This is a genomic window from Microbacterium sp. DMC48 (assembly GCF_056313825.1).
Genome location: NZ_JBQUZN010000003.1, coordinates 747,664 through 758,876 on the forward strand (window position 1 = coordinate 747,664; position 11,213 = coordinate 758,876).

Annotated in this window: 16 protein-coding genes; 10 read left to right on the forward strand and 6 right to left on the reverse strand. The window is 68.7% G+C overall.

All coding sequences use genetic code 11. From position 1 onward, the window contains the following. Positions 1-166 precede the first annotated feature (166 nt). Entirely contained in the window at positions 167-1,189 is a 1,023-nt protein-coding gene (locus ACT53O_RS03490; RefSeq protein WP_476151344.1) for a DNA cytosine methyltransferase, read from the reverse strand. 488 nt (positions 1,190-1,677) lie between these two features. Between ACT53O_RS03490 and mobF the strand changes: the two genes are divergently transcribed. The 4 genes from mobF to ACT53O_RS03510 all read left to right on the forward strand — a co-directional run bounded on the left by mobF (position 1,678) and on the right by ACT53O_RS03510 (position 4,243). Further along, positions 1,678-2,874, forward strand: a complete 1,197-nt coding sequence (gene mobF / locus ACT53O_RS03495) for a MobF family relaxase (protein WP_476151345.1) — start codon at positions 1,678-1,680, stop codon at positions 2,872-2,874. After that, positions 2,762-3,574, forward strand: coding sequence for a hypothetical protein (locus ACT53O_RS03500; protein ID WP_476151346.1), 813 nt, complete (start codon positions 2,762-2,764; stop codon positions 3,572-3,574). Before mobF ends, ACT53O_RS03500 begins: the two co-directional genes overlap by 113 nt. Positions 3,575-3,729: 155 nt before the next feature. Further along, on the forward strand, positions 3,730-3,852 hold the full coding sequence (locus ACT53O_RS03505; protein WP_476151347.1) for a hypothetical protein: 123 nt from the start codon (positions 3,730-3,732) through the stop codon (positions 3,850-3,852). Beyond that, positions 3,821-4,243, forward strand: coding sequence for a hypothetical protein (locus tag ACT53O_RS03510; protein ID WP_476151348.1), 423 nt, complete (start codon positions 3,821-3,823; stop codon positions 4,241-4,243). The genes ACT53O_RS03505 and ACT53O_RS03510 overlap by 32 nt, the downstream gene beginning before the upstream one ends. Positions 4,244-4,498: 255 nt before the next feature. Here the strand turns inward: ACT53O_RS03510 and ACT53O_RS03515 are convergent, their stop codons facing one another. Continuing rightward, positions 4,499-4,897, reverse strand: a complete 399-nt coding sequence (locus ACT53O_RS03515) for a DUF4279 domain-containing protein (protein ID WP_476151349.1) — start codon at positions 4,895-4,897, stop codon at positions 4,499-4,501. Positions 4,898-4,924: 27 nt separating this feature from the next. Next, on the reverse strand, positions 4,925-5,368 hold the full coding sequence (locus ACT53O_RS03520) for a hypothetical protein (protein WP_476151350.1): 444 nt from the start codon (positions 5,366-5,368) through the stop codon (positions 4,925-4,927). A 54-nt stretch (positions 5,369-5,422) separates the two neighbouring features. Here ACT53O_RS03520 and ACT53O_RS03525 point away from each other — a divergent pair, with 54 nt between their 5' ends. Beyond that, positions 5,423-6,049, forward strand: a complete 627-nt coding sequence (locus ACT53O_RS03525) for a class I SAM-dependent methyltransferase (RefSeq protein ID WP_476151351.1) — start codon at positions 5,423-5,425, stop codon at positions 6,047-6,049. A gap of 39 nt (positions 6,050-6,088) precedes the next feature. On the opposite strand, the gene ACT53O_RS03530 is transcribed toward ACT53O_RS03525, so the two are convergent. Then, positions 6,089-6,652 carry a TetR/AcrR family transcriptional regulator gene (locus ACT53O_RS03530; protein WP_476151352.1) on the reverse strand — a complete coding sequence of 188 codons (564 nt, stop codon included), beginning with the start codon at positions 6,650-6,652 and terminating at the stop codon, positions 6,089-6,091. A gap of 77 nt (positions 6,653-6,729) precedes the next feature. Between ACT53O_RS03530 and ACT53O_RS03535 the strand changes: the two genes are divergently transcribed. Beyond that, complete coding sequence (locus tag ACT53O_RS03535) at positions 6,730-7,869, forward strand: zinc-binding alcohol dehydrogenase family protein (protein WP_476151353.1); 1,140 nt, start codon at positions 6,730-6,732, stop codon at positions 7,867-7,869. A 25-nt stretch (positions 7,870-7,894) separates the two neighbouring features. Here the strand turns inward: ACT53O_RS03535 and ACT53O_RS03540 are convergent, their stop codons facing one another. Then, positions 7,895-8,431, reverse strand: a complete 537-nt coding sequence (locus ACT53O_RS03540; RefSeq protein ID WP_476151354.1) for a hypothetical protein — start codon at positions 8,429-8,431, stop codon at positions 7,895-7,897. Between the two features lie 37 nt (positions 8,432-8,468). After that, a complete protein-coding gene (locus tag ACT53O_RS03545) occupies positions 8,469-8,888 on the reverse strand; it encodes a hypothetical protein (RefSeq protein WP_378793730.1) in 420 nt (139 codons plus the stop codon). A 265-nt stretch (positions 8,889-9,153) separates the two neighbouring features. Between ACT53O_RS03545 and ACT53O_RS03550 the strand changes: the two genes are divergently transcribed. From ACT53O_RS03550 to ACT53O_RS03565, 4 genes are read left to right on the forward strand one after another with little or no spacing between them, the layout of a single operon-like run. Continuing rightward, positions 9,154-9,366, forward strand: a complete 213-nt coding sequence (locus tag ACT53O_RS03550) for a hypothetical protein (protein WP_051039565.1) — start codon at positions 9,154-9,156, stop codon at positions 9,364-9,366. Positions 9,367-9,420: 54 nt separating this feature from the next. Then, positions 9,421-10,008, forward strand: a complete 588-nt coding sequence (locus ACT53O_RS03555) for a hypothetical protein (RefSeq protein WP_476151355.1) — start codon at positions 9,421-9,423, stop codon at positions 10,006-10,008. After that, positions 10,005-10,559 (forward strand): hypothetical protein, encoded by a 555-nt coding sequence (locus tag ACT53O_RS03560; protein WP_476151356.1) that lies wholly within the window; start codon positions 10,005-10,007, stop codon positions 10,557-10,559. Before ACT53O_RS03555 ends, ACT53O_RS03560 begins: the two co-directional genes overlap by 4 nt. Before the next feature lie 19 nt (positions 10,560-10,578). Then, the gene (locus ACT53O_RS03565; protein WP_347418257.1) at positions 10,579-11,166 is read left to right on the forward strand and encodes a MarR family winged helix-turn-helix transcriptional regulator; all 588 of its coding nucleotides are present in this window, start codon (positions 10,579-10,581) and stop codon (positions 11,164-11,166) included. The last annotated feature ends 47 nt before the right edge of the window (positions 11,167-11,213 follow it).

An 11,213-nucleotide genomic window follows, 5' to 3' on the forward strand; every position in this document is an offset into this window, starting at 1 on the left:
GGACCGATCCACGCTGACCTCACCGGCGTGGACTCAGGACTTTCAGCAAGGCTAAGGAGCACGTTCGGCCCAGGCCGATTCCCCGCCTCGCTCATCGCCTTCCCCCGCTCGTCGCCATTCGACTGTAGTGATGACGACCGACATTCGGCGGTGACAACCACGCCGACTACGCAGCCGTCTCCTGGCCGATGCTCGACGCCGCAGTCAGCGCAACGCGGGTGGCCGCAGCAAGAGAACTCGCCACTGGCGGCGGGACCGCGTTCGAGACCTGCTCTACCTGCTGCGAAAAAGTGCCTTCGAGGACGAAGGTCTCAGGGAAGCCCTGAAGGAGCATCGCCTCGTAAATGCTCAGTCTGCGAGTTCCGTCTGGGTGCACGTGAATCTCACGGTGCCCATAGGCCACCGTCGGGCTTGGCTTGTCCCACGAGAGTCGTCGGAAGCTCCTGGTGGGCGCGGGGCCGTCGGTCTCGCCCTTGAATCGCTTGGACCGGGGAGTCATCGTCCAGTGGTTCGGATGAGGTCGGATCTCGTCGACTGAGAGACTCCGCGAGAAGAACGCTGGCTGAGGGAGGAAACCGATCGTGCCACGCACGGTCAAGTCGACTTCCTCGCGAGGGATGGTCTTTGGCTTGAAGGCTCTGGCCGCGGCCTCGCTCTTGAACCCCGAGATGATCACTCGGTTCCGCGTCTGGGGCACGCCGTAGTCGAGAGCCGAGTGGTCGGCGACGCCTGCCGTGAGTTTCAACTCCTTGAACCGCGCGAGGATACCGCGGAAGGTCACCGAATGCTTCGCATCGCGGATGCCCATGACGTTCTCGAAGAGGACGAACTGCACGTCGTAGCGCGCTTGCAACGCCTCGACGATTTCGAGGTAATAGGTCGGCATCTGGTTGCGAGGGTCGTCGGCGCGAGAGTTCGGGTTCGCGCGGGAGAATCCTTGGCAGGGCGGACCGCCGATGATGCCGATTGCCTCGCCAACCTTCAAGACTTTCGCGATCTCATCCAGGATGACGAGCCTCCCGGACGGCTCACTCCGGGCCGTGATGTCCGCCGCGACCGACGTCGTCGTCGGGAAGTTGCGCTTGTGTGTCTGGATCGCAGCCGCCATCCGATCGGCCGCGAAGGCGATCTCGTAGCCCTCTTGATGGAAACCAAGATCAAGTCCGCCGGCACCCGAGAAGAGGCTCACGATACGAGGCAAGACCATCGGGCACTCCTTCGGCTACGCAGGCGCCCGACTGGGCCTTTACGCACCAGCGTACCGCCAACAGGGAACCAGATCCGAGCGGCGTCAGCGTGTCGCACAACCTTGAACGCGAATGCCGGCTAAGCGGGCACCGCCCGCCGCGCGAGCGGGCCTGACCGCGTCGTCCAGCGCAAGCGAGGCAGCGGATCACGGAACAGCGAGACGGTGTGAACCCGCCCGGACCAGTCCGGCGGAGGTTAGGAACCGGGCGGCCGGAACGTACTGCAGGCCAGGGGCGGCGAGCCGGGATCGGCGTTCCATCCACTCCGCGTCCCAGCTCCTCCACCACCCTTCTGCTCTCTCCCCTCCTCCCGTAATCTCCCCCTCCCCCCACCCAACCCCCGCTACCCAACTCTCTCCTTCCCCTCCCTGGATGAATGGACGTATGCTACCTTCGATAGTTGCCAGTATCTGATTAATCAGGAGGCGGCATGAAGGGCGGCGTGATCCTGTTCCGGGGCACCGGGACGGATGCGTTGCGCTATCTGGAGGCCGACCGCTCCAGGGTCGATGAGTATTACCTGGAGGCGGGCACCGCTCTGGCCGAGTTCACGGCCGTCGATGCCGAGGGCCGGGTGATCGGCGAGGTCGCGCTGACGGCGGACGAGTACCGCCAGTGGGTTGATTGGGTGAACCCGCTCACCGGGGAGTCGATGGGCAAGCCCCGACTGCCGGGCGATGGGCGGCGGGGGTCTCCCCGGTTCGCAGAGATGGTCGTGAACGTCCCCAAGTCCCTCTCGGTCGCGGCCGCCCTGCACCCCCAGGTGTCGGAGGCTCTGGAAGCGGCGCAGCGCGACGCCGTGGCCGAGATTCGTGCCTGGCTCGGCCAGCATTCCGTCACGCGGGTCGGGCCGCGAGGCGCACAGGAGGTAGTGCCAGTCGAGCAGTTGGAGTCGGTCGCCGTCTCCCACAAGACGAGCCGGGCGGGTGATCCGCACCGGCACGTCCACTTCCAGATCGGCACGCGGGTTTGGGCTGATGGTGCCTGGCGGGGTCTGGACACGACGGCGTTGTTCCGGCAGCAGGGCGCGATCCGCACGCTCGGCACCGCGGTCATCGCGGCGCACCCCCAGCTCGCCGCGGTGCTCGACGCGCACGGGCTCACCCTCGACCCGGTGACCGGGGAGGTCGCGGAGCTGGAGCCGTGGAACGCGCTCATGTCGAAGCGTGGAGTGCGGGTGGCGCGCAACCTGGAGAAGTTCACCGCCGAGTGGGAGACAGCACATCCCGGCGCGGAGCCGGGGCCTGTGGTGCGCGCCCGGTTGCAGGCGAAGGCGTGGGAACACAAGCGGCCGAACAAGAGGCCCTCACGACTCGGCTCCGAAGCCGGTTGGCTGCGAGAGGCGAACCGCCTGCACATCGTCGCCGCCGCACTCGGAGACGCCCGCGAGCAGTTCGCCGCCACACTCGAGCGCGATCGCGCCGACCGCGGACTGGTTGAGACGACGCAGCGGGCACAGGCCTCGGTCGCCGGGATCGTCGCCGACGGTCCCGTGGCGGTCGTAAACACCGAGCGTGGCCCGTCTCGCGAAGCTGATCGAACAAGCCGAGCGCGCGGCGGGGAAGTGGGAACGGGACGCCTCCGCGTTCGCCAAGCTGTCGAATCGGCACGAGGGCGAGGCGGGTGAGCAGCAGATGATCGTCGCTGCGGCAGAAGCGGAGGCCCAGCGAGTGCGAGAGCAGGAGGTCGGTCCGCTCGTCGCCCAAGCAACCGGGGACGGCACGGCGGTCATCACTGCACAGTCTCGAATGTGGGAGGCATCGCGGGCGCGGAGTGCGGCGCGAAGGTTCCGCAAGCGCAGCGCGGCCCGTGCGCTGAGTGCCGCGACAGGCGAGCGCGAGACCGTCGAGACAGCCGTTCGCCAGCGTTGGGGCAGCATCCCTGCCACGGCATCGAGCGTTGAAGCGTGGGCCGCGACCGTCGCAGGTCGTGAGGCCGACGCGCACCCTCGCGTCGTCGGGCAGCGCGAGCACGTCGCAGATGCCAAGCAGAAGCAGCAGGAACTCGCAGCCCGGCACACGCAGGAGAACCGCACCCTCATCGCCCAGGCGTTCGGGGATCGAACCCCGAGCAGCCCACGGAAGCTCGCCATCCAATGGCGGGCGCAGGTAGAGACGGTCCGCCGCGACCTCGCCACCATCGAGGCCCTACCCGTGGGCGAGGCAGCGCAACTCATCCGCGACCGTGCCGCCCAGGAGCAGGCCCGGCGCGAGGCTGCCGAGCGTGCCCTGGCCGAAAGGAAGGCACGCGCCGCGCACCTCCACGACTTCACCCGCCGCCCTCCAGACCGCGGGCCGACGCCGCCCAGTCATGGGCTTGGGCTATGACCGCCGCACGGAGCGCTCCAGCGAATACTCAGTAAAGCTTCGACCGGGCCGCATCCACGAACCTTGGCACCCCGGCACAGGTGAGTGCGAGCAGGAAGTCGTCGCCGGGGAGCCGTACCCTCAACGAGTTCGACCAGGGCGCGCAGCGTCGGCGCGTGGTAGAGGTCGAGCTGATCCAGGAGGAAGTCGTCGGGATGGACGACTTCGAGGTCGAACGGCTCGACGGCCTCCGCCGGGAAGTGTTTCGTGTTGAAGGTCACCAGCACCTCGGCGGCTGATGCCGAGGAAGTCCGCGGCCTGCTGCGTTGTCATGGTCATGCCCTGCGGCACGATCGTGATGCCTTCGCCCGCGGCGAGCGCGTTCGTCACTTGATCGAGGATGCGGAAGATCTCATCCGGGATGGGGCGCTCGTTGCCCTGGGGGTCGACGAGCGCAGCCTTGGACGAACTCTGCGCAAGGAAGACCTCGAGCTCGCGCATCAACTCGGCGAAGTCGAGGATCTCCTCGCGAGCGTCGGCCTCAGGGAGGTAGGTCTGTGCCTTGCGGGCACCGCGTGGCGTGTCGGTCGAGGTGCTCATGGCTTCCGGACAAAACGGAAAAATCGAACACAAGGTCGGGCGACTCTCCGACCGATCCTGGGCCATATCCGGGCCATTTCCGCCCGCTGAACCAACTGCTAGCAACTGCGACTGACCAGGAAAATACCTGGTCAGAAGCGAGCGTCCACCATAGACACAGTGTGAAAACGCGCCCGAACTCACTGAAAATCGTGAGGTCACGGGATCGACGCCCGTCGGAGCCACACGGGCCGTCGTTACAACGGTTCCAGAAACCCTCGCCTAGCTTCTAGATGGCGGGGGTTTTGCTTTGCCCTGACCACGGGCCTCGACGATGAGGCCGATTACCGGTCTCGCGCCGCACCGTCATCCAGAAAGCACAGCCCCGTAGACGTCGACACCCAGCGCGGCGATCTGCGCGGCGAGCGCGGCGGTCAGGACGAACCCACCCTGTGCCGAGTCCGAGTCTGCGGACCACACGATCCGGGCGCGACAGTCCGCCGGCAGAGTCCCCCCACGTCCGAACGCGACGCGGCACTGCTCCAGAAGAGCGGTCAATGCCGCGGTTCCGGTCTGGTCGTCGTCGTCGTTCGAGAAGGTCCCGGCATCCACCGCCCAGGTGTGGTGCTGACGAACGCGACCCGAACGGCTCGCCTCCCCTTTACGAGTGACGGTCGTCGGCGAAAGCCCGAGATGCTGCGTCACCAGATCGGGATCCCTCTCGAGGGACGTCACGACCAGCGACGCTCGACCGGCGCGAATCATGAGCCGAGCATAGAGCGACGTCGCCGGTCAGCGGATGTTCGCCTCGTCGAGCTCGCAATGCTCGACATCGACCGTCCCGATGAAGACACCGGTCTGATTCCACGCCCACGAGCCCGACTCGAGATCAGCCGCGCGGAAGGAGGCGAAGATGCCGGGGCCCTGTCCGCCGAGGCTCGCCACCGTCACGCTCGTCCACCCGCTGGCGGGCGCCACGGCATCCAGGTCGAACACGTCACCCGTCTGGACGTCTCCGATGATCCGGGTCACCGACATCGCGGATTGCTCCGCTGACTCGTCATCCGACCACGTCACCTCGAAGAAGTCCGCGTTGCGGGCATCGCACGTCGCGAAATCGAGCGAGCCCTCCGCGTTGATCCTCGCTGCGACACGGTTCACGTAAGAGCACCCGGCCAGCGTGACCCCCACGGCAAGAAGAGCCGCGATCCCCACGAAACGCACGGTCCGCCTCACGGGCTCACTCTAGGAGAACGGCCCCACCCCCGGCATCCGTTCTACCCTCGTGGTGTGACCGATGTCGCTGCCGCCTACGCTGCACGAGCGGCCGAGTACGTCGAGGTCGTCGGATCGATGACCGCCGTGCACCCCAGCGACAGACACCTCGTCGAGACCTGGGCGGCCGCGGCATCCGGGCCCGTTCTGGATGCGGGCTGCGGACCGGGGCACTGGACCCACCACCTCCACCAGCGAGGCGTGGACATTCGCGGCTTCGATCTCGTGCCCGCGTTCATCGACGGCGCTCGCACGACCTATCCGGGTGTCAGGTTCGACCTCGGCAGCATCGATGCGATCGACGAGAACGACGGCGCTGTCGGCGGCATCCTGTCGTGGTTCTCGACGATCCACCACGAGCCCGAACACATCGCCGTGCCCCTGAGCGAATTCGCCCGCGTTCTTCGGCCCGCGGGCACGCTGCTGATCGGCTACTTCGAGGGCGAGCAGATCGAGCCCTTCGACCACGCGGTCACGCGCGCCTACCGCTGGCCGGCATCGCAGCTGCAGTCACGGCTCGATCAGGCCGGCTTCGACGTCATCGAAACCCACCGGCGCTCCGAGCGCGGCCGCCGCCCGGTCGGCGCCATCCTCTGTGAACGCCGGAGCCCGCGCAACGTCGACAACGGCCAACCGGGCTGACGACACAGTCGACGGATGCCGAGAACGCGGATCTCCGCGTCAGCCGCCGAGGCCGTCGCGCATGTCCTCCCACACCGAGGCGAGCGACTCCTCGAAAGACAGCTCTGCCGAGCCTTCCAGCCACCGGTCCATCGCGAGCTCGAAGCACGTCACGGCGATCGCGGCCAGCGTGCGCGCGTGCCGCGCGTCGATGCCGCGGTGAGTCAGCGCCTCCTCGATCGCGCGCCCGAGATGGTGGCTGCGGAGAAGATCGCGCTCGTGCAGCGCAGGCTCGCTGCGGACGATGCGGCGTCGACGCGCGATCGGCGCGCGCCACCCCTGCAGACCACGGCATGCGGCGAGCAGCCCCTCGCGCACAACCGCGGAACCCGAGCTCTCAGGCGAAACCGCCGCCATGAAATCCGCAACGGCCTGGGGAAACTCGCGGTCGCGCAGGAACAGCACATCGCGCTTGTCGGGAAAGTGACGAAAGAAGGTACGCGTCGTCAGACCTGCCGCCTCGGCGATCTGCGGCACCGTCGTCCCGGCGAAGCCCTGCCGCTCGAACAAGCGCATCGCGGCGTTTTCGAGCCGGAGCGCGGCATCCGGAGACCATCGGGGCATGCTCCCATGATGACACGACGTGCCGTAACATATGCCGTGATGACATCACGTGTCATCACCGACGGATGGACGCAGACATGAGACAGAACACCGCGGCGTGGATCGACGCCCCGTACGCCGAGCTCACGGTTCGCGAGGCACCGATGCCGACGCCCGCCCCGAGTCAGCTGCTGGTCGAGGTGCGCGCGCTGGCGGTGAACCCGCTCGACGCGATCATCCAATCGAACGGCGCGGTCATGTACGGGTGGCTGCGCTACCCGGTGATCCTCGGCGAGGACGTCGCGGGTGTCGTCGTCGGTATCGGCCCCGGCATCGACACCTTCGCCGTCGGCGACCGGGTCGTCGCCTACGCGATCGGGTTGGAGAAGGGCCGCGATGCCGTCGGCGAGAGCGGATTTCAGGCCTACGTCGCCGTCGACGCGCACCTTGCCGCCCGGCTGCCCGACGACCTGCTCTTCGAGGATGCCGCGGTGTTGCCATTGGCGGTGTCGACGGCAGCAGCGGGTCTCTTCGAGGCCGACCAGCTCGCGCTGGACTGCTCCGCCTTGGGGGCGGCGGCGCCGCGCGCGGACGTCGTCGTGGTGTGGGGCGGGGCGACGGCCGTCGGCGGCAACGCGATCCAGCTCGCCCGCGCGGCCGGCTATCGCGTCATCACGACGGCATCCCCCCGCAACCACGAGCAGATGACGCGGCTCGGCGCAGAGGCGGTCTTCGACTACCGCGACCCGAATGCCGTCAAGCGGATCATCGACGCGATCGGCGCCTCCCCCGTCGCCGGCATCCTCGCCATCGCGGTCGGGTCCGCGGAGCCCTGCCGGAAGATCGCGCGGGCCACCGGCGCCGCCAGGATCGCGATGGCCAGCCCACCGGTCTCCTTCTACGACCAACCACGCCGCCGCGGACTCTCGCTCCGCCGGATCCGCCTGTTCCTGCGCCTCGGAACACGCACCGCCCTCATGCAAGTCCGCAGCCGCACCCGCGGCATCCGCGCCTCGTTCATCTGGGGAAGCGCCATCGCGACCTCGCCCGTCGGGCCGGCGATCTGGGGCGACTACCTGCCCCGGGCCCTCGCCTCGGGCGCACACGTACCGTACCCGCAGGCGCGCCTCGCCGGGTCGGGGCTCGCAGCGATTCAGGGGGCGATCGACACGCTTCGCCGCGGCGTCTCGGCGCAGAAGCTGGTCATCGCGCTCGACCCGGCATCCACGGACTCCTGACCGCCGCCGACCGAGGATCCGGCGCTCAGCCGGCGGCCCGGAACGCGAACACGTCTTCCGGGGCGAAGCGGTACTCGTCGTCGCAGCGGTAGCCGCGCAGCCACGGAACCCCGTCCACCACGCGAAGGTAGAAACCCTTCGGCACCTCGACGTCGTCGCTGATCGGCTCACTCGCGACCTTCAACGCGCCCTGCGGAGAACGTCCGGCCGACAGCACCGAATCCGTCGAGTTCGACTGCGTGAGCCACGCCAACCGGAGATACGGCGCGGCGTCGCGCGGGCAGAGGGCCCAGCCAAGGGATGCCGCCGCAGCAAACACTTCCGGCAAGGTCCCGCCGTCCGCCAGGCCCAACTCGCGCACGGCGCGCGCGACGATTTCGACGCGCTCGGCGGGGCGGGTGTCGAATGCCGAGTGAGCCAGAAGAGTCTCGGCGTGGGCGTTGAGGCCGACCCCATGCTCCTGCAACCGCGCGGCCAGATCCTGTCGCGACAGCCCGCCCACCGTCAGCGGACTCGGCCCCGGCCAGGCCCATGCCTCCGGCTCGGTCGTCTCGACGCTCATCGTCTCAGCGTAGGCGGCGGCATCCGCGACTCGACGCTTACCCTCCGGGGCACTCGCACACGCTGCCGCTGTAGCACTGGCACGGTAGCGGACTCGGGTCGACTCTCTCGGCCGGGGGCCGGGCGGAGTGGAGGCCACTGGCCAGCCCCACGCCGAGGTAGGCGCTGAAGAGCAGGGCGACGAGGGCCAGCGTGAACGCCGCCCATCGACTCCCCACGGCCGCGACGACCACGATGCCCAGGAGCACCGCGGCGACGATGCCGAAGCCCGCGGCGAAGGCGGCGCGCTGGCTCTCGGGGAACGAGCCTCCGAGGGCGGCGCCCACCGAGTACCCGAACAGCATGAAGAGCAGAAACGCGATCGCGGCGAGGGACAGCGCGAGACCCGACCACGCGACGACACCGAGAGCCTCCCCCCTCGGCGAGCGCCTCTGCGCGCGAACGGGAGGCGACGTCATCTCGCCAGGCTAGACACCGCGCCGGCCGCTGTCTGTCGGCCGAATGACCGACAGACCGGCCGGCCCAGGTCGGCGGGCGCCCGAGGTGTGGGGCCTATCGAGATGCCCGATTCGCCGCCCCTCGCCGCTGATCGGCGGAGAGAACTGCGAGTTCATCCCTTCGACGCCAGCCGCAGCCGCCTAGCACCGAAGGGATGCCGCGCGCCAGCCCACCGGCGAAGCTGCTTGCGCCTGTTACGTTTTCAGCCTCACTCAGAAGGCAGACATGACCGAGCGCGTAGCTGAGCGGGTGAAACGCCTGCTGCACGAACACCCCGACGCCGAGGTGCGCTTCACCGCTGCCGTGACCGGCGACAGCTACTTGTTCAGCATGAGCAGCGGGCGACCCGCGATCTTCGTGCACCCGCTGCACGAGCAGCTCGTGACCGATCTCCGCCGCGCTCACGCCGCTCACGTCGCGCCCACAGCGACGGCATGACGACGGGGTAGCCTGAACGTCGGACAGCACTGACGCGACGAAAGGCGAGAGCCGATGGCCGTGACCTACGCCTCCTTCAGCAGACGCACGCGCGCGAAGCTGAAACCGCTCGGCGCCGCCGACTTCCTCTTCCTCGCGGCCTGGAGCGCCACCCACCTCGACGACACCTACGGCGCCTATCTCGACGAGATCGAGCACGGCGACGCACGCCGCGTGCTGCGCGACGCGCTCGACGCCGCGTGGACGGCGGTCGACGCCGACGCCCTCCGCAGCGACACACTGGCCGCCCGCTTCCGCGACGAGCTGTCCGCGCACCTCGCCGCCGTGCGCGACATCGACATCGACGACCTCGACTTCACGAGATCTTCCGACAGCGGCGTTCTCAAGCTGATGGAAGCGACCGAGGCAGCACTCAGCATCGCCGTGACACCGGACCCCGATCCCGTCGACGCGCTCACCGCGCTCTGGGCGCCGGTGGATGTGCTGAACACGATCAAGCACGGCGGGGCGCTGCGCCCCGAGACCGACCCGCTCGACGACGCCTTCTTCGCCGAGGAGCTCGCCGCGCAAGCCGCCGTCATCGCCGACCTCCAGGCGCAAGAGCCGCTGACCAGCGCCGACCGCCGCATCCACCGGTCATGACGATCGACTCGTTCCCCGCGTACCTCGCAACGCTCGAGAGGGCGATCGAGCGTCTCCCGCCCTCGGCGCGCCTCGCGTTCGGCGCCTGGTGCGCGCGACGGCTGTTCGCCGCGCACGCGGATGATCTGCCGGATGCCGCGGCACGGACCGCGGCCGCGGAGGCGCTGACGTTCGTCGACGGTCGCGCCGCCGCGGACACGGACGAAGCGGCATCCATCGACGCCGTCCTGCTGCGCCTGCAGACGATCGATGTCGACCAGATCGACGCGGTCACCAGCTCCGGTACCGGCGCGCTGAAGCTGCTGGAGTGCCTCGAAGACGCGCTCGTGTTGAGCGAGAACGGTGACACCGCGTTCGCCGTGGCGTGCGCGCAGTGCCGGATCGACGTCATCGACGTGGTGATGACCGACGACCTCGGACTCGACACCCGTGATCCCACCACACACATCCACCATCCGCTGCTGTCCGCGGAGATCGACGCGCAGATCGCCGAGCTGGAACGGCTCCAGCGCGGCAACCGCTCGCCCCGCCCGGCTGGCACCATCACGTGACAATGACGACAATGAGAGCGTGCCCCGCCCCGCCGTCACGCCCGTCCAGCTCGATGCGACGCCCGCGACGATGCGCGCGGTCGTCGGCGATGGGGGTCTGAACGCCCGCGCGGCGATGCAGGCCGTAGTGACGTGGGCCTCGTCGGCGACGAGGCGCGAAGACCTCCTTGACCGCAGTGAGTTCCCTCTTTCCGGCGACATGCTCGCGTTCCTCGTCATGAATCAACTGGCCTACCGCGGTGTGGCGAGGCCGACCGAGCTCGCGGACGCCGCCCACACGGGGCGCTCGAACCTCAGCAAGGTGGTGCGGCGCCTCGAAGCGGCCGGTCTCGTGGGCCGCATGGCCAACCCCGCCGATGGCCGCGAGACCATGATCGGGATGACGTCCGAGGGACGTGAGGTGGCTCGCCGCATCGTGGCGGCCAGCGATATGGACCTCGCCGGCGCTCTGGCGGACTGGAGCGAGGACGATCGCGTGCGCTTCGAAGCGCTGCTGGTGCGGCTCGTGCGCGACCTGGACCGCCAGGTCGATGGCGACGTACACCGCATCGCCGGCGGCACCTGGGAGGATGCCGCGACACCGTGGCGCCCCGGCGATGGGCCGTGAATCCGATATCATTGTCCAAGCGACAATCATTGACGACGTGCTGACCA